Annotated in this window: 22 protein-coding genes and 1 pseudogene; 10 read left to right on the top strand and 13 right to left on the bottom strand. The window is 60.8% G+C overall.

Annotated features, from left to right (window positions below; genetic code table 11):
- Positions 1-19: 19 nt before the first annotated feature.
- From pcaF to paaF, 5 genes are read right to left on the bottom strand one after another with little or no spacing between them, the layout of a single operon-like run.
- Positions 20-1,240: a 3-oxoadipyl-CoA thiolase gene (pcaF, locus tag SB765_RS01530; protein WP_410911632.1), complete on the bottom strand. Its 1,221-nt coding sequence runs from the start codon at positions 1,238-1,240 to the stop codon at positions 20-22.
- Complete coding sequence (gene paaI, locus SB765_RS01525; RefSeq protein WP_264363306.1) at positions 1,233-1,673, bottom strand: hydroxyphenylacetyl-CoA thioesterase PaaI; 441 nt, start codon at positions 1,671-1,673, stop codon at positions 1,233-1,235. The genes pcaF and paaI overlap by 8 nt, the downstream gene beginning before the upstream one ends.
- Positions 1,666-3,183: a 3-hydroxyacyl-CoA dehydrogenase PaaH gene (gene paaH, locus SB765_RS01520; RefSeq protein WP_410911630.1), complete on the bottom strand. Its 1,518-nt coding sequence runs from the start codon at positions 3,181-3,183 to the stop codon at positions 1,666-1,668. Before paaH ends, paaI begins: the two co-directional genes overlap by 8 nt.
- A 2-nt stretch (positions 3,184-3,185) precedes the next feature.
- Positions 3,186-3,977 carry a 2-(1,2-epoxy-1,2-dihydrophenyl)acetyl-CoA isomerase PaaG gene (paaG, locus tag SB765_RS01515; RefSeq protein ID WP_410911628.1) on the bottom strand — a complete coding sequence of 264 codons (792 nt, stop codon included), beginning with the start codon at positions 3,975-3,977 and terminating at the stop codon, positions 3,186-3,188.
- Positions 3,978-4,011: 34 nt separating this feature from the next.
- A complete protein-coding gene (paaF, locus tag SB765_RS01510; RefSeq protein WP_410911626.1) occupies positions 4,012-4,785 on the bottom strand; it encodes a 2,3-dehydroadipyl-CoA hydratase PaaF in 774 nt (257 codons plus the stop codon).
- Between the two features lie 353 nt (positions 4,786-5,138).
- Here paaF and paaY point away from each other — a divergent pair, with 353 nt between their 5' ends.
- Complete coding sequence (gene paaY / locus SB765_RS01505; RefSeq protein ID WP_016499682.1) at positions 5,139-5,738, top strand: phenylacetic acid degradation protein PaaY; 600 nt, start codon at positions 5,139-5,141, stop codon at positions 5,736-5,738.
- Between the two features lie 77 nt (positions 5,739-5,815).
- On the top strand, positions 5,816-6,739 hold the full coding sequence (gene paaX, locus SB765_RS01500) for a phenylacetic acid degradation operon negative regulatory protein PaaX (protein ID WP_410911625.1): 924 nt from the start codon (positions 5,816-5,818) through the stop codon (positions 6,737-6,739).
- A gap of 102 nt (positions 6,740-6,841) precedes the next feature.
- On the opposite strand, the gene chrA is transcribed toward paaX, so the two are convergent.
- A complete protein-coding gene (chrA, locus tag SB765_RS01495) occupies positions 6,842-8,059 on the bottom strand; it encodes a chromate efflux transporter (protein ID WP_410911623.1) in 1,218 nt (405 codons plus the stop codon).
- Between the two features lie 217 nt (positions 8,060-8,276).
- Here chrA and SB765_RS01490 point away from each other — a divergent pair, with 217 nt between their 5' ends.
- The 6 genes from SB765_RS01490 to SB765_RS01465 all read left to right on the top strand — a co-directional run bounded on the left by SB765_RS01490 (position 8,277) and on the right by SB765_RS01465 (position 11,639).
- Positions 8,277-8,447: a hypothetical protein gene (locus SB765_RS01490; RefSeq protein ID WP_341798942.1), complete on the top strand. Its 171-nt coding sequence runs from the start codon at positions 8,277-8,279 to the stop codon at positions 8,445-8,447.
- 100 nt (positions 8,448-8,547) lie between these two features.
- A complete protein-coding gene (locus SB765_RS01485) occupies positions 8,548-9,075 on the top strand; it encodes a chalcone isomerase family protein (RefSeq protein ID WP_410930802.1) in 528 nt (175 codons plus the stop codon).
- Positions 9,076-9,086: 11 nt separating this feature from the next.
- Positions 9,087-9,623: a DUF3833 domain-containing protein gene (locus SB765_RS01480; RefSeq protein WP_341798883.1), complete on the top strand. Its 537-nt coding sequence runs from the start codon at positions 9,087-9,089 to the stop codon at positions 9,621-9,623.
- Complete coding sequence (locus SB765_RS01475) at positions 9,620-9,925, top strand: DUF6482 family protein (protein ID WP_016499695.1); 306 nt, start codon at positions 9,620-9,622, stop codon at positions 9,923-9,925. The genes SB765_RS01480 and SB765_RS01475 overlap by 4 nt, the downstream gene beginning before the upstream one ends.
- 8 nt (positions 9,926-9,933) lie before the next feature.
- Entirely contained in the window at positions 9,934-11,460 is a 1,527-nt protein-coding gene (locus SB765_RS01470; RefSeq protein ID WP_410930801.1) for a cryptochrome/photolyase family protein, read from the top strand.
- The gene (locus SB765_RS01465; RefSeq protein WP_082421981.1) at positions 11,457-11,639 is read left to right on the top strand and encodes a DUF2256 domain-containing protein; all 183 of its coding nucleotides are present in this window, start codon (positions 11,457-11,459) and stop codon (positions 11,637-11,639) included. The genes SB765_RS01470 and SB765_RS01465 overlap by 4 nt, the downstream gene beginning before the upstream one ends.
- Here the strand turns inward: SB765_RS01465 and SB765_RS01460 are convergent.
- The 6 genes and pseudogenes from SB765_RS01460 to SB765_RS01435 all read right to left on the bottom strand — a co-directional run bounded on the left by SB765_RS01460 (position 11,577) and on the right by SB765_RS01435 (position 16,257).
- Complete coding sequence (locus SB765_RS01460) at positions 11,577-12,065, bottom strand: DUF2878 domain-containing protein (RefSeq protein WP_341795570.1); 489 nt, start codon at positions 12,063-12,065, stop codon at positions 11,577-11,579. The genes SB765_RS01465 and SB765_RS01460 overlap by 63 nt on opposite strands.
- A complete protein-coding gene (locus SB765_RS01455) occupies positions 12,065-13,327 on the bottom strand; it encodes an SAM-dependent methyltransferase (protein ID WP_063424247.1) in 1,263 nt (420 codons plus the stop codon). The genes SB765_RS01460 and SB765_RS01455 overlap by 1 nt, the downstream gene beginning before the upstream one ends.
- Entirely contained in the window at positions 13,302-14,111 is an 810-nt protein-coding gene (locus SB765_RS01450; RefSeq protein WP_341795572.1) for a DUF1365 domain-containing protein, read from the bottom strand. The genes SB765_RS01455 and SB765_RS01450 overlap by 26 nt, the downstream gene beginning before the upstream one ends.
- Positions 14,108-15,355: an NAD(P)/FAD-dependent oxidoreductase gene (locus tag SB765_RS01445; RefSeq protein WP_410911617.1), complete on the bottom strand. Its 1,248-nt coding sequence runs from the start codon at positions 15,353-15,355 to the stop codon at positions 14,108-14,110. The genes SB765_RS01450 and SB765_RS01445 overlap by 4 nt, the downstream gene beginning before the upstream one ends.
- A gap of 6 nt (positions 15,356-15,361) precedes the next feature.
- A pseudogene (locus SB765_RS01440) lies at positions 15,362-15,560 on the bottom strand (short-chain dehydrogenase); the annotation flags it as partial.
- 250 nt (positions 15,561-15,810) lie between these two features.
- Positions 15,811-16,257, bottom strand: coding sequence for a PAS domain S-box protein (locus tag SB765_RS01435; RefSeq protein ID WP_197897503.1), 447 nt, complete (start codon positions 16,255-16,257; stop codon positions 15,811-15,813).
- 154 nt (positions 16,258-16,411) lie between these two features.
- Between SB765_RS01435 and SB765_RS01430 the strand changes: the two genes are divergently transcribed.
- Positions 16,412-17,299 (top strand): MerR family transcriptional regulator, encoded by an 888-nt coding sequence (locus tag SB765_RS01430; protein ID WP_410930800.1) that lies wholly within the window; start codon positions 16,412-16,414, stop codon positions 17,297-17,299.
- 240 nt (positions 17,300-17,539) lie between these two features.
- On the opposite strand, the gene rfaD is transcribed toward SB765_RS01430, so the two are convergent.
- The gene (rfaD, locus tag SB765_RS01425; protein WP_410911773.1) at positions 17,540-18,571 is read right to left on the bottom strand and encodes an ADP-glyceromanno-heptose 6-epimerase; all 1,032 of its coding nucleotides are present in this window, start codon (positions 18,569-18,571) and stop codon (positions 17,540-17,542) included.
- Between the two features lie 573 nt (positions 18,572-19,144).
- Between rfaD and SB765_RS01420 the strand changes: the two genes are divergently transcribed.
- Positions 19,145-20,344 (top strand): hypothetical protein, encoded by a 1,200-nt coding sequence (locus SB765_RS01420; RefSeq protein ID WP_143512516.1) that lies wholly within the window; start codon positions 19,145-19,147, stop codon positions 20,342-20,344.
- Positions 20,345-20,395 lie beyond the last annotated feature (51 nt).

The raw sequence follows: 20,395 nt of genomic DNA, 5'->3' as shown, positions 1-20,395 counted from the left end.
GGCTGATGGTCTGACCCGCTCAGAGGCGCTCGATGACCATGGCTATGCCTTGGCCAACCCCGATGCACATGGTGCAAAGGGCATAGCGCCCGGCGGTTACTTCCAGCTCGTGGAGGGCGGTTGTAACCAGACGGGCACCACTCATGCCCAGTGGATGTCCGAGGGCGATGGCTCCGCCGTTGCGGTTGACCCGGGGGTCGTCGTCGGCCAGGCCCAGCTCGCGCAACACTGCCAAGCCCTGGGCGGCGAACGCTTCGTTGAGTTCGATGACGTCCAGGTCGGCCAACGACAATCCCGTAAGCTCAAGCACCTTCCGGGTTGCGGGTACCGGGCCGATGCCCATCAGCCGTGGCTCAACGCCGGCCACCGCCATGCCGACGATACGACCGCGGGCTTTCAGGCCATGGCGCCGGGCAGCGGCGCTGCTGGCCAGCAGCAGTGCACAGGCGCCGTCGTTGACGCCGGAGGCATTGCCGGCGGTGACGCTACCGCCCTCACGGAATGGCGTGCCGAGGCGGGCCAGTTGTTCCAGCGTCGTGTCGCCGCGCGGATGCTCGTCGTGCTCCACCCGTTTGGCCGGTCCTTTACGCTGCGGGATCTCGACCGGTACGATTTCTTGCGCCAGGCGGCCGCAGGCCTGAGCTGCAGCCGCCTTGTGCTGGCTGCGCAGGGCGAAGGCATCCTGATCGACGCGGGAAATGCCAAACTGTTCAGCCACGTTCTCGGCAGTTTCCGGCATCGAATCGGTGCCGTAGGCAGCCTTCATCAGTGGGTTGACGAAGCGCCAACCGATGGTGGTGTCGAACAACTCCGCTGCGCGGCCGAACGCCTGCTCCGACTTACCCATCACGAAGGGTGCACGCGACATCGACTCTACGCCGCCAGCCAGCATCAGCCCGGCTTCACCGCAGCGCAGGGCGCGGGCCGCGTTGCCGATGGCGTCCAGGCCGGAACCACACAGTCGGTTGATCGTGGTCCCGGGCACTTCCATCGGCAGCCCGGCCAGCAGGCTGGCCATGTGCGCCACGTTGCGGTTGTCTTCGCCGGCCTGGTTGGCACAGCCGAGGATCACGTCGTCGATCGCTTTCCAGTCAAGCTCGGGGTGGCGCTGGATCAAGGCCTTCAGCGGGATGGCGGCGAGGTCGTCGGCACGTACGCCGCTCAAGGCCCCGGCATAGCGGCCGATGGGGGTGCGCACGGCGTCGATGATCAAGGCATCGGCGAGGTTGTGTTCAGTCATCTTGCGTCTCCTGCGCCAGCACGGTGCCGCGCACTTTGTAGGATTTGCCATGGAACATCGCCACCAGCTCACCGCGCTGGTTGTGGATGCGCACGTCGTACAGGCCGGTGCGGCCTTTGCGGCTGACCTCGCTGGCGTCGGCGGTGAGCACGTCATCGCGCAATGCCGGGGCCAGGTAGTCAATGCTGCAGCCCAGCGCCACGGTGGCCTGGTCATAGCTGTTACAGGCAAAAGCAAACGCCGAGTCGGCCAGGGCGAAAAGGAACCCGCCATGGCACGTGCCGTGACCCTGGATCATGTCGGCGCGTACCGTCATACGCAGGCTTGCCCGGCCCGGGCCGGCATCCAGCAGGCTGATGCCCAGGCCCTGGGTGGCCGGGTCGCGGGCATACATGGCGTCGGCACAGGCTTGTGCCAGTTCGAGTTCAGTCATGCAGGGTGCCTCCTTTGGCCTCGCAGCGACGTAACAACAGGGAAGGGCGGTAGCGGCTCTCGCCATAGCTGCGCTGCAGGTTGTCGAGCACGCGCAGGGTGTGGGCAATACCGATGTTGGTCGCCCAGGCCAGCGGGCCGCAGGGGTAATTGACACCGGCGCGCATGGCCAGGTCGATGTCGGCGGCGCTGCCGACGCCCTGCAGCACTGCATCGGCGGCCTCGTTGGCGAGCATTGCCACGGTGCGCAGTACCACCAGGCCGGGCAGGTCGGCGACCGCAGTAACCTTGAGGTCGGCCCGCTGCAGCAGGGCCACAGCCTGGTCGCGAGCGGTTTCGCTGGTATCGGCCGACCAGCTGATGGCAATACGCGAGGCTGTGTTGTAGTCCAGCGCGAGATCGAGCAGGACCAGATTGCGCAGGCCATCTTCACGGGCGCGCTGGCTGGCGAGGCGGCCATCGGATAGTGCCAGTGTGGCATCACCGACCAGGATCACGCCGCTGCCGGCGCGCTGGGTGACGGCAATGCCGTTACGGCGCAGGCGTTCGGCCAGTGGCTGCAGCACACCCAGATGCCCCTCGATAACACAGGCTTCGGCGGTGGCGGGGCTGTGCAGTTCGGCCGGCGCTGGGCGCTGCGCGCCTTCGGCGTAGCTATAGAAGCCTTGGCCACTCTTGCGGCCGAGGCGGCCGGCATCCACCAGCTCTTTTTGCATTAGTGAAGGCTGGAAGCGGAAGTCCCCATAGAACGCATCGAACACTGAGCACGTAACGGCGTAGTTGACGTCGTGGCCGATCAGGTCGGTAAGCTCGAAGGCCCCCATGCGGAAGCCACCCGCATCGCGAAGCAGCGCATCAAGGCTGGCGCAGTCCGCTGCGCCTTCCTGTAGCAGGCGCAGGCTCTCGGCATAGAAAGGCCGTGCCACACGGTTGACGATAAAGCCCGGTGTCGAGCGCGTGTGCACCGGCTGTTTGCCCCAGGCCTGGGCGGTGTCGTAGATACACGCGGCCACTGCCGGTTCGGTTGCCAGGCCTGACACCACCTCGACCAGCGCCATCAGCGGTGCCGGGTTGAAGAAGTGCATGCCCACCACCTGCTGCGGGCGTGCAAGGCCTGCAGCCAGGCTGGTAATGGACAGCGACGAAGTGTTGCTGGCCATGATGCAATCAGCCGTGCACAGAGCTTCTAGCTGGCTGAAGAGCGCCTGCTTGACCTGCAGGTTCTCGACGATGGCTTCGATCACCAGGCCGGCATCAGCCAATGCTTCGAGCGTGTCGACCGGGCATAGCCGAAGGCTGATCATTTCGCGCTCTACGGCCTGCAGCTTGCCTTTTTCCACGAGCCGGGCGAGTTGCCGTTCTATACCGGTCACTGCCTGGGCGGCAGCCCCCGGGCGGTTGTCGTAAAGCTTTACCGGGTGACCGGCCTGGGCTGCGACCTGGGCGATGCCGGCGCCCATGGCACCGGCACCGATCACCGCTACTTGCACTGTGCTTGCGAGTGCGCCCATGTTCAGCGCCCCTTGAATGCGGGTGTGCGCTTGTTCATGAAGGCGCTCACGCCTTCACGGTAGTCCTCGCTGCGCCCGGCCAAGCGTTGCAGGTCGCGCTCGAGTTCCAGTTGTTCATCGAAGCCGTTGTCGAAACTGGCATTGAGGCTGCGCTTGATCAGCGCAAGGCCATAGGTGGGCTGGCTGGCGAGCTGGCGAGCGAGGGTGAGGGCTTCGTCGCGCAGTGCGGCATCGTCCACCACGCGGTGGATCAGCCCCCATTGCTGGGCCTGTTCGGCACCAAGCCGCTCGCCCAGCATGGCCAGTGCTTTAGCCCGCGCCATGCCGACCAGGCGCGGCAGCAACCAGGTACCACCAGAGTCCGGCACCAGGCCGATCTTGCAAAATGCCTGAATGAAGCTGGCCGATCGGGCGGCCAGCACCAGATCGCAGGCCAGTGGGATGTTGGCACCGGCGCCGGCGGCCACACCATTTACCGCACAGATCACCGGCAGCGGCAGGTCGCGCAGGGTGCGTACCAACGGGTTGTAGAACTTGTCGATCGATTCGCCCAGGTCTGGCACCTCGGCGTCTGGGGCGACGTTACGGTCGGACAGGTCCTGGCCGGCGCAAAAGCCGCGGCCCTCAGCCGTCAGCAACAGCACCCGTGCATCACTGCTCTGGCGAACTTGCTTGAGGGCTTCGCGCACTTCAAGGTGCATGGCGGCGTTGAAGCTGTTCAGTTGCTCGGGGCGGTTCAAGGAGAGGAAGGCGACGCCGTCCTCGATGGAAAACAGGATGTGCTGGAAAGTCATGACAGACTCGCTCCGTCAGTCGAGGGGTAAATGATCAGCGGCCTTGGAAGCGCGCCGGGCGCTTTTCCTGAAAGGCCCGAATGCCTTCGTCACGGTCGGCGGTGCCGGCCAGCAGGGTGAATGCATGGCGTTCGAAGCGCAGGCCACTGGCCAGGTCGGTATCACCGGCCTTGAGCAGCGCCTCTTTTGCCAGGCGCACTGCCAGCGGCGCCTTGGCGGCGATGTTGCGGGCGATCTGCATGGCGCGTTCTACGGTGAATTCGGGCTGGGTTATTTCGCTGACCAGGCCGGCTTGCTGGGCGTGACGGGCGGTGATGGCTTCGCCGGTCAGCACCATCTGCATGGCCAGCGGCTTGCCGACGGCACGCAACAGGCGCTGTGTGCCGCCAGCACCGGGGATGATGCCGAGGTTGACCTCCGGCTGGCCGAAGCGGGCGTCGGTACCGGCGATGACGATGTCGGCACACATCACCAATTCGCAACCGCCACCCAGGGCGTAGCCGTTGACCGCCGCAATCAGCGGCTTGGCAAACGCGGCGATACGTTGCCAGTGGGCTACTCGAGGGTCGTTGAGGATGCCGACCAGGTCGCGCTCGGCCATTTCGCGGATGTCAGCGCCTGCGGCGAACGCCTTGCGGCTGCCGGTGAGCACCACAGCGCCTATCTGGTCATCCCGGGCGGCTGCGTCGAGCGCAGTGGCCAGCTCTGCCAGTAACTCGGTACACAGGGCGTTCAGTGCCTCGGGCCGTTGCAGGGTAATGAGCTGAACGCCGTTTTCCGGCGCCGGCACATCGAGATATCGCGGCATGTCGGGTTCCTCTGGCTGCACGCACGGCACATCGTGGGGCCGGCATTTCTTGGAATTGTTTGCAGGGGCGTGACGCTGGATCACGACCAGGTGGGGGTCAGTATATGCATTACGTGATACGTGAATGCAACACTGGAAATTGTTTTGTGTATCTCTTGCTGCGAATTATAGTGTTGCTGTCGTGCAGTGAAAAAGCCGTATTCGGCGATGATCATTGCGAGTTCGCTGATCTTATTGCCAGTTTTGCGGAGAAAGCCTAGCGAATAGAAAGCGATACACGACTACGCCGATTGACGACCAAATATTTTTTGATACAAGATCGGGTGCCATTTCAAATCATTTCTGGAGCTTCCATGCCTTGCTATCGACTGGACGGCTTGACGCCTGTGGTTCACCCCACAGCCTATGTGCACCCAAGCGCAGTACTGATTGGCGACGTCATCGTCGGCCCACGTTGCTACATAGGGCCCTTGGCATCGCTCAGGGGTGATTTCGGCCGCATCGTGCTGGAAGAGGGCGCCAACTTGCAGGACACCTGTGTAATGCATGGTTTTCCGGGTGGCGACACGGTGGTAGAACGAAACGGACATGTCGGTCATGGCGCTGTGCTGCACGGCTGCAAAGTGGGCGAGGACGCCTTGATCGGCATGAACGCAGTGGTGATGGATGGCGCCCATGTCGCACCACGCTGCATCGTCGCGGCGACGGCGTTCGTCAAAGCCGGCTTCGCATGTGAAGCGCAAAGCCTGGTGATGGGGTCGCCGGCCCAGGTCAAACGGCCCTTGAGCGAACAGGAGTTGGCCTGGAAGCAGCGCGGTACTGCGGAGTATCAGCACCTGGCGCAGCGCTGCATGAACAGCATGGTCGAATGCCCGCCATTGGCCGAAGCCGAACCGGGGCGCCCGCGCATGGAAGATACCGGTGTCCGACCCAAAGGCCAGGCTTCGGCATGAGCCTGGTAGCGTCACGCAATGGCCAGGCGGCCCGCCGCACAGGTATAGTCGGTGCTTTATCCGCGCACAGTTCGCCCATGAGCAATCTTGCCCCACTGAACAACCTGATCACTCGCTTTCAGGAGCAGACGCCAATCCGCGCCAGCTCACTGATCATCACCTTGTACGGCGATGCCATCGAGCCCCATGGGGGGACCGTCTGGCTGGGTAGCCTGATCAACCTGCTGGAGCCGATCGGCATCAACGAACGACTGATCCGCACGTCGATCTTTCGCCTCACCAAAGAGGGTTGGCTCACCGCTGAAAAGGTTGGCCGACGCAGTTACTACAGCCTGACGGGCACTGGCCGCCGCCGTTTCGAAAAAGCCTTCAAACGTGTCTACAGCCCGAGCCAGCCGGCCTGGGATGGCGCCTGGACGCTGGTGTTGCTGTCGCAGCTTGAGGCCGGCAAGCGCAAGGCCTTGCGTGAAGAGCTGGAATGGCAGGGGTTTGGCGCCATGGCGCCGAACCTGCTTGGCTGCCCACGGGCAGACCGCGCTGATCTGACCGCAACCTTGCGTGACCTGGAAGCCAGCGACGACAGTATCGTCTTCGAAACCCACACCCAGGAAGTGCTCGCGTCCAAGGCCATGCGCGCCCAGGTGCGGGAGAGCTGGCGTATCGATGAGTTGGGGCAGCAGTACAGCGAGTTCATCCAGCTGTTCAGGCCGCTGTGGCAGAGCCTAAAAGAGCAGCAATTGCTCGATGCGCAAGATTGCTTCCTGGCGCGCACCCTGCTGATTCACGAGTACCGCCGCCTGCTGTTGCGCGACCCGCAACTGCCAGACGAGCTGCTGCCAGGGGATTGGGAGGGAAGAGCTGCGCGGCAGTTGTGCCGTAACCTGTATCGGCTGGTGTTTGCCAAGGCAGAGGAGTGGCTGAATGCGGCGCTGGAGACGGCCGACGGGCCTTTGCCGGATGTGAACGAGGGTTTCTACCAGCGCTTTGGCGGGCTGGCCTGAACAAAAATGCTACAGCCAGGGCAATTGCAGGGCCACTGGTGGGCTGGCTGCCGTCGTGTCGCTTCCTTTGTAGTGAGCTGCCCAATACTGTCTCAACGGCCTCTAGAAGGTGCTGCTGAGCAGCCAACCGAACACGCCGCAGCCCAGGACAACCAACCATGCCGGCCACTTCCAGAACATCAGGGCCATCAAGGCGATCAGCGCCCATGCCAAGTCTGCTGGCTTGGCGATGGCGCTCGTCCACACCGGTTGGTACAAGGCAGCCAGCAGAAGTCCGACCACGCCGGCGTTTACCCCGGCAAGCGCTGACTGGCTGCGGGCGCTGCGCCGCAGTGTTTCCCAGAAGGGAACCACACCGATCACCAACAGGAAGGAGGGGGTGAAAATGGCGAGAATGCCAACGGTCGCGCCCACCCAGCCGGATGGCTGCACGCTCATCGAGGCGCCCAGAAAGGCTGCAAACGTGAAGAGTGGGCCCGGTATGGCCTGCGCCAGGCCATAACCTGCCAGAAAGGTGTCATTTGCGACCCAGCCATTGGCTACTGTGGCCGACTCCAGCAACGGTAGAACGACATGCCCGCCGCCGAATACCAGTGAGCCTGCGCTATAAAAGGCGTTGACCATTGCCAGTGCTTGCGAGGGCCAGATGCGGGTCAATAGCGGCAAGCCGATCAACAAGGCAAAGAACACTACCAGCGCAGCCAGCCCGGCCTTTCGGCTGACTGAAAACGGCAGCTCTTCCCCTGCAGGGGAGCCCGGAGGCTTGAGCAGGATCAAGCCTGTGATGGCCGAGCCTGAGATCACGGCTATTTGCCCGATTGCGTTGGGTAACAACAGCGCGGTACAGGCAGCGAACAGGGCGATGGTTACCCGTGCAACATCGGTGCAAAGGCTACGTGCCATGCCCCACACCGCCTGGGCCACCACGGCAACTGCGACGATTTTCAGGCCGTGCAACAGGCCACTTGGGGCGCCACCTCCCCATGCACCCAGGCCCTGAGCACACAGCGTCAACAGGATGGCCGATGGCAATGTGAACCCTGCCCACGCGGCGACAGCGCCCGCGAACCCCGCCCGCGAAAGGCCCAGAGCAATGCCGACCTGGCTGCTGGCGGGGCCGGGAAGCAGTTGGCACACGGCGACCAGCTCGGCATAACTGCGCTCACTGAGCCACTGGCGGCGCGCGACAAATGCTTCACGAAAGTAACCCAGATGCGCGATGGGGCCACCGAAAGACGTCAGCCCCAGGCGCAAGAACACCAAAAACACCGACCAGGCAGAGTCGCTGGGCTTCACGCCGCACTGAGTGTGTTCTGACAAGGCAGGCTCCTTGGGCTAGTGACGCTGTGGTTTTTTAGTTCGGACAGCCTGCCATGAGGCCTGTCGTAGCGCGTAAATCCTGCGCCGACCGCGCGGCGCCCGTATTCCCAGGGACTGAAGATCTTGCGCCAAGCCCCCCTGACTACCCGTACTCATTTGTGCGAATTTTGGTGTTCGCCACCTACGCTGTCCAGAGTCGTGATCAGCAAGAGGCAGCATGAGCGATCTCCCTACCGTTGCTACCGTCTTGTCCATGGTGCTGGGCCTTTGTGTCACACGCCTGCCTCTGGGGGCGCTGACTGTCTTCCGTATTCGGCGCAACGCAACCCCAGACTCGGTTGCCGTGGCCTGGGCGGTCATGCTCTTCACCACACAGATGGTGGGGTGAGCGAAATCTGGCGCTGCGCATGAAAAATCTATGCAGTATTAGCGCAATATCTATACAAGATGCTATCGTTGTACAGTATTTACGCGTGCTCGAGGTCAGTATGGCGCACCGTGGTCGTTGGGCTTGCCTCTGTCTGCTACTGGCTGCCTTTTCGGCGGCCGCGGGCTGGAGGGCGGAGCTGCCTGGGGCGCAACGGCTTGGGAGTGGTGAGTTCACCTGGTTTGGTCTGCGTCTGTATACAGCGCAATTATGGACAGCAGGGCAAGTTCATGACTGGAACCAGCCATTCGCCCTTGAGCTCCTCTACCACCGTTCCTTGTCCAGGGACACCTTGGTACAGGCCAGCCTCGAGGAAATGCGCCGCCTCAACGGTGGCAGCATAACGCCGCAACAACGCACGGCGTGGACCCGCGGGATTGAAGAGGCATTCGTGGATGTGCGCCCCGGCATGCGCATTACCGGCTTGTACCTGCCGGGGCAGGGCTGCCGCTTTTACGTCGACGGTAAATTCAGCCGCGAAATCGCCGACCCGGTCTTTGCCAGGGCGTTTTTTGCCATCTGGCTCGACCCCGGAGCCCGGGATACACAACTGCGCCAGCGCCTGCTTGGGCTGGCTGGCAACGACTGAGGAACATGAACATGTACAAAGTGCTGTTGCTGGTGTCCTGCCTGCTTCTGGGCAGCTGTGGCAATGTCGGTGTCGAGCACTATGCCAAGGAGCAACCGAAACTGGACCTGGCTGCATTCTTCTCGCGACCGGTGCAGGCCTGGGGGATGTTCCAGAAGCGTTCCGGGGAAGTGGTCAAGCGCTTCCACGTACGGATCGACAGCCGCCGCGAAGGCGAGCGGCTGATCCTCGACGAACATTTTCTCTACAGCGATGGCACTCGCCAGCAGCGGACCTGGACACTGGTGCCAGACGGCCCTGGCCGCTGGCGGGGTACCGCTGGGGACGTGATCGGCGAGGCGCGCGGCGAAGTGGCGGGTAACGCGCTGCGATGGCGGTACCAGTTGGACCTGCCAGTTGACGGGCGGCACTGGCAGGTAGACCTGGACGACTGGATGTACCTCATGGATGACGACACGCTGATCAACCGTTCAAGCATGAGCAAGCTGGGCGTTGAAATCGGCCAGATCACCCTGTTCTTCCGCCGCCTGCCAGAGGGCACACCATGAACCTGATCGCGCTTACCCAGCTGGTCTCGACCGGCGAAGCAAAGGAACTTGAACTGCTGTCGCTGGAGGGTGGCTTCTACCTCCTGCGTGCCTTGACCGACGCCGGCCCTGTGACATTGAGCGATGCCCATGGGCAGCCCGTTCGCGTGCGCTCCACTACCGAGCTACGGCAGCTGTTGGCCGACCTGCCAACCGTGCCCTGCATGCTGGTACAGCAGGTGGTGCATGATGAGATGTGCGGGCAACGTGACGGCCCCATTGCGCCGCTGCGCGTACCGGTAACGCTCACCAGCCAATGGTAGCCTGAAGGATGCGCCTGGGCCTTGTGCTGGGTGACCAGCTGTCGTTCGACCTGGCGAGCCTGGCTGCCCTTGACCCCGCCCGCGATGCTGTTCTGATGGCGGAGGTGGAGGGTGAAGCCCGCTACGTGCCGCATCATCCGCTCAAGATCGTGCTTATATTCAGCGCCATGCGGCACTTTGCCCAGGCCCTGCGTGAGCGGGGTTGGCAGGTGCATTATGTCGAGCTCGATGCTTATGGCAATAGCGGCAGCATCGTTGGCGAGTTGCACCGCTGGCAACACACCTTGGGCGCCACGCACATTCACCTGACCGAGTGCGGAGAGTGGCGCCTGGAGCAGGCTTTGCGTGATGCCGCATTGCCCCTCGTGTGGCATCGCGACACGCGTTTTCTGTGCTCCCGGGAGGCTTTTGCGCGCTGGGCCCATGAGCGTCGTCAACTGCGTATGGAGCACTTCTACCGTGGCATGCGCAAGCGAACCGGCCTGCTTATGGAGCCCGACGGCAGCCCGGCAGGTGGGGCCTGGAATTTTGATGGTGACAACCGCAAGCCATTACCTCGCCAGTTACGTGGGCCGTTCGCTGCGCATTTCGCGCAGGACGGGATCACGGCAGCGGTGGTCGCCCTGGTCCGTCGGCGCTTCAGCGACCACTACGGGGACATCGACGGCTTTGACTACCCCGTGACCCATGCCGAGGCACAACAACTGTGGCAGCATTTTCTGGATTTTGGCCTGGCGGCATTCGGCGACTACCAGGACGCGATGGCCGAGGGCGAGCCATACCTGTTCCATGCGCGCATCAGTGCGGCGCTCAACATCGGGCTTCTGGATGTGCGATGTCTGTGTGAGGAGGTCGACCAGGCCTGGCGCGAGGGGCGGGTGCCGCTTAATGCAGCTGAAGGCTTCATTCGCCAGTTGATCGGCTGGCGCGAGTATGTGCACGGTATCTACTGGCTGCGCATGCCGGAGTATGCCGGACTCAATCACCTGGGCAACGACCGAGCGTTACCTGAATTCTATTGGACCGGGCGCACCCGCATGCGCTGCATGGAGCAAGCCATCGGCCAGACCCTGCGGTTGGGCTACGCGCACCATATCCAGCGACTGATGGTGACCGGCAACTTCGCCTTGCTGGCCGGTATCGTGCCCACCGCGATTTGCGAGTGGTACCTGGCGGTGTACATGGATGCCTTCGACTGGGTCGAGCTGCCCAACACGCTCGGCATGGTGATGCACGCCGACGGCGGCTACCTGGGGTCCAAGCCGTACTGCGCCAGTGGTCGATACATCCAGCGCATGTCTGATCATTGCAAGGCTTGCAGTTACAAGGTCGATCATGTGATGGAGGACGATGCCTGCCCGTTCAATGCCCTGTACTGGCATTTTCTCATCCGCCATCGTCCGCTGCTGTCGACGAACCCGCGTTTGACCCTGGTGTATCGCAGCCTGGATGGCATGACGGCTAGCCGGCGCGACGCCGTGTGGCAGCGTGGCCAGGCGCTGTTGGCGCAGCTCGATGCGCAGCAACCGCTATGAAAAAGAGTCTTTTGCCCAGCAAGGTGTGCGTGGTGTGTGGTCGGCCGTTCAACTGGCGCAAGCGCTGGGCACGCTGTTGGGAGCAGGTGCGCTACTGCTCCGAGCGATGCCGCAGGTCAGCGCCGCGCCGCGAGGCGCGCGAGCAGGGGCAGGGCCAAGGCCCAGATCGGCATCAGTAGCAGGCCGGTTTCCAGCGTGCCCAACGGCAGGGCGACTTGTGCAACCCTTGCGCCGCCTACGTAGGCCAAGGGACCACCCAATGCGCCCAGCAGCGCACCGAGCTGCCAGTGCCTGCCGGCCCATGCCAGGCTGTGGCGCATGCCGCTGGCCAGCACCAGCCACAGCAGCGCCAGCCACAGTGGCAGCGGCCAGGCGTCGAAACCGAACACGCCCAGCGCCCCCAGCGTGCTATCGAGCACACACCCGGCCAAGGTGACGCGCAACAGCGCCTTGACCTCGGCGTTAACATCCGGGCACAGGCGCAGGTGCACCACCACACCTGCAATCACCAGCAGCAATAGCCAAGGGCGTTCGGCGCCTAGCACGCAGATCCACCAGCCTGCCTGTAACCAGACGGCATTGGCGACGAGCCAGCGCCCAGGCATCAGGCACCGTCAGGCAATGGAGCGCGACGCGCCAGTGGCGCTGCCCACAGCAGGTGTGCAACGCCGATAGTGCGCTCCTCGAAACCGCCCTGGCAGTAACACAGGTAGAACTCCCACAGGCGCTGGAACATGTCGTCGTAGCCCAAGTCCGTCAGTGCTGTGCGCGCCAGGCGCAGGTTTTCACGCCAGTGCTGCAGGGTGAGGGCATAGTCCTGGCCGAAGTCCTCCATGTGCACGAGGTTGAGTGCGGTGTGCCGGCTGGCGGTGTCGAGCAACACGCTTAGCGAAGGCAGGGCGCCACCTGGGAAAATATAACGTTGAATGAAGTCGACAGAGCGCCGCGCCTGGGCATAGCGCTGGTCGCGGATGGTGATCGCCTGCAGCAGCATCAGGCCGTCGGGCTTGAGCAGCGAGGCACACTGGCGGAAATACGCAGGCAGGTAACGATGGCCGACTGCCTCGATCATTTCGATCGAAACCAGTTTGTCGAAGGTGCCTTGCAGGTCGCGGTAATCTTCGCGCAGCACCTTCACGCGCTGCTCAAGCCCCAAGGCCTGAACACGCGCCAGGGTATGGCTGTACTGTGCCTCGGAGAGCGTTGTGGTGGTGACCCTGCAGCCGTAACGGGTGGCTGCGTGGATTGCCAGGCTGCCCCAGCCGCTGCCAATTTCCAGCAGGTGATCGTCGGGGTGCAGTTCAAGTTTCTGGCAGATGCGCTCCAGCTTGCGCAACTGGGCGTGCTCCAGTGTTTGCCCAGCATGTTCGAACTGGGCCGCTGAATACATCATGGTGGGGTCCAGCAGCCGCTCGAACAGGGCGTTGCCCAAATCGTAATGGGCCAGAATATTGCGCCGGGCACCGCGTTTGTTGTTGCGGTTGAGCCGGTGCAGAAGGCGCAGGGCAGGGCGGCCGAAACGAGCCAGGCCACCCTCGAGCGCGTCGAGCACTTCAAGGTTGGCGACGAACAGGCGGGTCACCAGCGCCAGGTCGGGGCTTCGCCAATAGCCGTGGATGTAGGCCTCGCCAGCACCGATCGAACCATTGCCGGCGATCAGGCTCCAGGAGGCGTCATCGAGGATCTCCACCTCGGCCTGTAACGGGCTGTCGACATCACCGAAACTCCACTGCTGCCCGTGGCAGAGCAGGCGCAGGTGGCCGTGGCGAAGCTTGCCCAGCTGGGCGAGCACGGCGCTTCGTGCCAGACCGCCGAGCAAGGGCGCAAGGCCTGCGAACTTGCTAACGCTCAGTGTGGGATTTGACATCATCAGGGTCCTCGCAAGGTTGGCCCAGCGCCAGGTCATTCTGGCTGGTGGTGTGGTCATGCACGGGGGTGCGTTTGAGTAGCAGGCGTAGCGCTTGCCAGTAGATGGCCGAGACAGTGCGCAGACTCATCCATGGGAAGGTCATGACATATCGACGTAGTGCGGTTCCATCCAGTGGTTGACGGTGCAGGGCGAGGTCGGCCTCGAACACCTTGCGGCCGTCCCGCCAGTTCTGCATGTGGATGCGTACATGGTCTGCGCTCAGGAAAAAGCGCAGGTGATAGTCCATGTCCACCGGCATGAACGGTGAAACATGGAAGGCCTTGGCCACGGTGAACTGCTTGGCAAGGTTTTCTTGCACCGGCAGTACGTAATGAAAACGCTCACGCCACGGGGTGTTGCGCACCTCCATCAGGATTGCGGTCAGGCAGCCGTCGCGGTCGTGGCAGAAATAGAAGCTCACCGGATTGAACGACAGCCCCCAGCAACGCAGTTGCGTGAGCAGCCGTACCGGGCCTTCGGGCATATGCCCAGTGGCCTGACACACCAGCAAGCGAGCGGCCTGTGCCAGGGTTTTGCCGTGGCGGGTCTGCGCTGGCAGGTAGTCGGTCTCGCGCCAGCACAGCGGTGCGAGGCGCCAGCGCCCCAGCCAGCGTGACAGGCCCATCAGCCAGGCTTGTTCGTCCAGGTCCACGTAGAACATGCCAATCCGGTAACGGAAAGCATGGCACCGCGGGGTCAGCCGACGGTGACTGATCCAGCCCAGACAAAGGCTGCTGTTCACAATTGCTCTCCGAAGTGCGCAGCCACCTTCAGCGCGCTGACTACCCCGTCCTCATGAAAGCCGTTTCCCCAGTAAGCGCCACAGAAGTAACTGTGCTGCTGACCCTGCAGTTGTGCCTGGCACGCCTGTGCGGCGGACGCGGCAATGCTGTACTGCGGATGGGCATACTGGAAGCGCGCGATCACCTGCGCCGGGTCTATCAGCGCGGTCTGGTTGAGGCTCACGCAGAAGGTTGTCGGTGCCTGGATTCCTTGCAGGATGTTCATGTTGTAGGTCAGCGCGGCGGGAGCTTGCTCTGGGCCGCCCAGGCGGTAGTTCCAGCTGGCCCAGGCGCTCTTGCGCCGTGGCAGCAGGCGGGTATCGGTGTGCAGCACCACATCGTTGCTGGCGTAGCCAATGGCGCTGAGTACAGCGCGCTCCAGCATGGTTGGGGTTTCCAGCAGCGCCAGAGCCTGGTCGCTGTGGCAGGCGAACACCACATTGTCGAAGCGTTCGGTGCCGGCCGCGCTCATCAGAGTCACGCCTCCCTCATCGCGGCTGACCCGGGATACCTTGCAGTTGAGGCGTATGCGTTCAGCAAACGGTCGGCACAGCGGCGCGACATAGCTGCGTGAACCGCCTTCAATGACCCGCCACTGTGGGCGTTGGTTGACCGACAGCAAGCCGTGGTTGCGACAGAAACGGACAAAGAACTCAAGGGGGAAATGGAGCATGTCGGCGCGGGACATCGACCAGATCGCAGACCCCATCGGCACAATGTAGTGGTCGATGAAGCGCTGCCCGTAGCGCTGTGTCTGAAGGTAGGCGCCCAGGGTGGTGTCTGCATCGATTCGCTGGTTGTCCAGGTCGGCCAGCGCCTGGCGGTTGAAGCGCAGAATATCCCGTATCATGCCCCAGAAGCCTGGGGAAACCAGGTTACGGCGTTGGGCAAACAGTGTGTTCAGATCGTGACCGTTGTATTCCAGGCCAGTGATCGGATCATGCACGGAAAAACTCATTTCGGTCGGTTGCGAGGTGACCTTGAGCTGGTCGAGCAAGCGTATGAAATTGGGGTAGGTCCAGTCGTTGAAAACGATGAAGCCGGTATCTATTGCATGGCGCTGGCCCTTCCAGACCACATCGAGCGTGTGCGTGTGCCCTCCGATCCATTGCTCGGCTTCGAAAACCGTTACTTCATGCTTGCGTGACAGCAGGTGGGCGCAGGTCAGCCCCGCGATGCCACTGCCGATGATTGCGATACGCATGGATCATCATTCCTGTTCATGACGGGCGAGGCGTTGGCCGAGTGCCAAGCGCAGGCGCGCGGGTAGCGCCCCTGACAGGCGCAACACCAATGTGAAAAGACCGGGACAGTTGATTTCCAGGGGCGGGGCAGGGCAGCCGCGTGGGGAAATAGTTGCGACGTATGAGTGGCGTGTCGACGAAGCCAGGGCTGACCAGGGTGACCGCGGGCCAGGCGTGGGTGGCAAAACTGCAGCGTCCAGCGCAGATAGCCTTGCCGTGGTCTTAGCTCGTCGTACAGTTTTTCCCGCGTGTCGATGCTAGCCCCATCGAGCCTGGCGAGGCGCACGACGAATTGCTGTAGGTACGCTGGCATGCTGGGCCCCAGGAAATCCTGTACAAAAGTTGTTTGTTGTACAGGTATAGCTGAAAGCCAAGCATTAATCTATACAGAAAGCCGATCTTGTATAGGTTTTTGTCAACGCTCTATCTGTCCCAGTTGCCGGCGCAATTCAGCCACTTCAGCCTCCAGCGCGCGTACTTTCTCCTCGGCGCATATCTGCGCGGTGACGTCGCGCTGAATGCCGATGTAGTACGTCAGCTGGTCCGCTTCGTTGTACACGGGCGTGATGGACAACTCATTCCAGAACAGGCTCCCGTCCTTGCGGTAGTTGCGAAGCACCTGGCAGCAGGGGCGGCCTTCGCGGATCGCCTCGCGGATGGTTGCCACGCCCGCCTGGTCATGATCTTCGCCCTGAAGAAAACGGCAGTCCTGATAGAGGATATCGTCGGCGCAATAGCCGGTCAGGCGCTCGAAGGCGGGGTTGGCGTAAATCAGGATGCTTTCAGTGCCTTCCTGCTCGGCGACGACGATGCCATCGTTGGAATGCTCGACCATCAGTTGCAGGAGTTTCGCGGTGATCATAGGGCCCACCTACAGGCGTTTTGTATGCGATATGCGCAGCGTAGCTTCTGTGCAGAAGGTATCGGCGCTGTTTGTTGCATGATGGACCAAGGAGGCTCGCCGCAGAAGGTGCATATGGGTTTAGAATGGCCTACCACTCGGATATCCCCTCGTTATGACTGACGCTACCCCACCCGATTTGCTACCTATGCGCGATGTTGTCAGCTTGACCGGCATCAATCCGGTGACCCTGCGTGCCTGGGAGCGGCGGCATGGGTTGATACGTCCGCAGCGCACCGAGGGTGGCCACCGACTTTACACGGCGCGGGATGTACAGCGCATACGCGACATCTTGCGCTGGACAGCAAGCGGCCTGTCCGTCAGCAAGGTCGGTGATCTGCTCGCAGCCCAGCCTGAGGCGTCTGTGCAGCAGCATTCGGCCTTTGACGATTGGCGCGCGGCCGTTGTGCGCGCAACCAAGGCATTCGATCGGCCGGCACTGGAGGGGATCCATGGTCAGTTGTTCACACTCTTGCCCAAGGCCACCGTGCTGCGTGAAGTGCTGATGCCAGTGTGGCATGACCTGGCTTCAGGCACTGCGCCAGGCCAGCGCAGCCAGTGGTTGTTTCTCGACACTTTCCTGCGCGCCCGCTTGCTGCTGCGTCTGCAGGTGAACCAGGTCGATGCGCCGCAGGTTTTGCTAGCCGGTAGCGAGGGGCAAGCCGAACTCAGTGTGTTGTGCGCCGCGCTACTGTTGAGCAGTGAGCTACAGCGTATCGAGGTGCTCGGTTGCGGGCAGCCACTTGAAGAGCTACCCATCGTGTGTGCAGCCATGCAGCCTGCGGCACTGGTGATAAAAGTCCAGGTGCCGGTGGACCCCGGCTTGGCCAAGCGCTTGCGGTCGTTGCAGATGGAAATCGCGTGCCCGCTGGCCCTGATAGGCGAAGGGCTGGTCGATTCGCAACCCGCCCTGAGCGGAATCCCGCTATGCCTGCTGGACGAGGGGGGCGCCGACGCCGCGCGCATGCTGAACGCCTTGCACCGGGGTGCTCTTGACGTTTGACCGAGGGGCTTGCTCCCTTTGCCGTCATGCCTGAACCTCGCCACTTTCGGCAATCAGCCCGAACGCGGGTTGTTTAATTTGAGGTCGTGAAGAGTAGGGCAGATGGCTCGTAAGCTTCCTGAAGAACAGCACGTCAATAACTACACTAAATGTCTATTTAGTGTAGTTATCAGCAATTATCGTCCAAACAATGAACAATGCAGAGATATAATCACTGGTTTTTTGTTAGTGCAAGCAATATCAAGCTTCCGCCGTCTGTTTGAACGGAGCAGGCGGCGGGCTTTTGATACCCTGCAACCAGTCGCAGTAGCGCGCCACGCCTTGCTGGACGGTCAATGTGGGTGCCTGGTAACCGGCAGCGCGTAAGCGCTCCAGGTCAGCACAGGTGTAGCACTGGTATTTGCCACGCAAATGATCAGGAAATTCGCTGTACTCAAGCACCCCCTCAAGCAAGGCAATCTCAAGTGACAAGGGCGATTGGTCTTGTTGCTCACGCAGCCGATTGATCACAGCCAAGGCAACGTCATTGAACGGCTGGGCGCGACCACTGCCGACATTGAAGATACCGCTCAGCTGTGGGCGCTCAAGGAAGAACATATTGACCTTGACCACATCATCCACAGAGACGAAATCACGCAGATGGCCACCGCTGGAATAGTCACCATAGCTGCCGAACAGGCTGACTTTTCCATGGGACTGGTACTGGTTGAAGCAGTGCAGGGCCACTGACGCCATCGCACCTTTATGCTGTTCATGGGGCCCGTAGACGTTGAAATAACGCAAGCCGACGACCTGGCTGCTTGCTGTCATCAACTGCCGGCGTACCTGTTGATCAAACAGGAACTTGGAATAGCCATAGACGTTTAGCGGGCGCTCACACTCACGTTGTTCGCGAAAATCCTGCCCGGCGCCATACACAGCTGCCGATGACGCATATAAAAGCGGGACCCGTTGCTGCTGCGCAGACGCCAGCAATTCACGGCTGAACCGGTAGTTGTTATCCATCATGAAACGACCATCAGCTTCGACGGTGCTTGAACACGCACCCTGGTGCAGCACAGCACGCACGCTGCCAAACTCACCACAAGCAAAGCGATCGAGAAAATCGTCCTTGTCCAGGTAGTCGGCAATCTCACTGTCGGCCAGGTTGCGGAATTTGTCGCCATCGGTCAGATCGTCGACGGCGATGATCTCGGTTTCGTTGCGCTGGTTGAGCGCCTGTACGAGATTGCTACCGATGAATCCTGCGGCACCGGTTACGATGATGGTCATGACAGATTCCCCGTGAGGGTACGGTGCCCGCATTTTAATCAAGGGAACGAGAGCCAACCTTAACCTGGGTCAACGAATGAACCGGGTTCGACGCATGAGGGCCTTGAGCAGGCTCACCATCTGGGCAACCACGGTGCAGCGCTAAAATACGAATGTTCGGATAATGCATATTATGTTAAATCTGATGTCGGGCAGATGCCCCTGTGGTGTGACCAGCCGTCGGTGTCCACTTCCATTGTGACCGGCACTCATAGATGCGAATTTTGTAGTTCATAGATGCGCCTGGAAAATCAGTGACTTATCTGTTCGGGCCTAACCGGAGCAGCCTTGAACTACCCTCCAAATACGCGAATTCCAAGTGCATCGACCCCAGACCAATGTTACTCATTGATGATAATTCGGGCTGCGCCCAACTCCTTTAATCTAGAAAACTCAATGGCTTAGAGATTTTTTGTGTAATTCTTAGATGATAAATCCTAGATGCTCCTGCACCTCATAGATGCGAACACCGCTCCGTAGTCCTCAAATGATGTCTGAGCTACACTTGAGTTCAGGCCTGCAAAGTGAACGACCGTGATGATTGAACCCCGACCAATTTATTCTGATCAAGACACAATCACGCTTCCCTTGGATAAGTACTTTGAGCTGCATCCGCAGATTCGTGGGTATATTGAAAAGTTCAAGCATGAAGATAACCCAATAGCTCTATTTGATGCGCTCAGGTTGTTCCTTGCAAATTATATTCGGCATGACCAATCGGCCGAAATTAGCTCTACTTATGCATACTACCGTGGAGTGACTGAGCGGCTACTACTCTGGTCCTGGATCGAGCGTCAACAGCCGCTTTCGAGTTTGCGGGCGCATGATTTTAAGGAGTTCCTCAGATTTTGTGCTTCACCGCCCGATAACTGGGTAGCAACTAGTCCTTTTCGCCGATTTATTTCTGGCGATGATGGTAAACGGGTAATGAATGATTGGTGGCGCCCTTTTTCAAATGCATCAACCAGCGAGGCGTCCGGTCCAAGAGCGCTCGCAGGGATTAAATCTATATGTATCCAGGTTTTCGATTACTTAGCGGCTAAGGCAATTCTAGAGGTCAACCCCGCTTCACAGGTGGAAACTTCTTTCGTCAATAGTATCGGGGGCAAGGGTGTATCGCTGGTAGGGAGACTGGGAACGGGACATCTAAAATACCTTTTAAGGGCGGCAAGGTCCATGTGCGAGCATGACTCTGCGCATGAACGCTCCCTATTTATTTTGGCCATGACAATTTATCTTCTTGTTCCTGTCAGATTCATGTCAGGCAATAAGTTTTGGCAACCAACTTTTTCTAGCTTCCATGAAGATTCGTCTTGGAACTATTTGATTTTTGATTCCGCTAGATCTTTTAAGATTAGCGCTCCTGCTGAATTCACCCCCTACTTAGAGCGCTATCTGAATGCGCGAGACGTCTCATTTATCCAAGGTCGACTGCCAGATGTTGCGCTTTTCACCACAGTTTACGGAAGGCCGGGGTTAAGCGTCAGACAAATTGGTAATATTATGAGGGATGTTTCGTATGTGGCGGCAGATCTGATGGCGAGAGACGGCTGTGATGAAATATTAACTAAACAAGTTTCGGAGGCGCGCATGGATAGCATTCGTACGGCTAGCATTATGAGATCTATTGATACCTATGGGTTTGGCCAGACACGTGGTAGATTGGCTTACGAGACGCTTAATGCCCTTCATAACCGATTCTCCGCTGACTCGACCATGAATTTTGATATGTGAGTTTTTGCGAAAACCGAGAGAGTTGATCGACTGCTTTCATGCCCTTGCGCT

The sequence above is a fragment of the Pseudomonas sp. SIMBA_067 genome, assembly GCF_046534675.1.
Classification (GTDB): domain Bacteria; phylum Pseudomonadota; class Gammaproteobacteria; order Pseudomonadales; family Pseudomonadaceae; genus Aquipseudomonas; species Aquipseudomonas putida.
The sequence above is the reverse complement of the archived record's forward strand: the minus strand, read 5'-3'. Positions and strand labels throughout refer to the sequence as shown.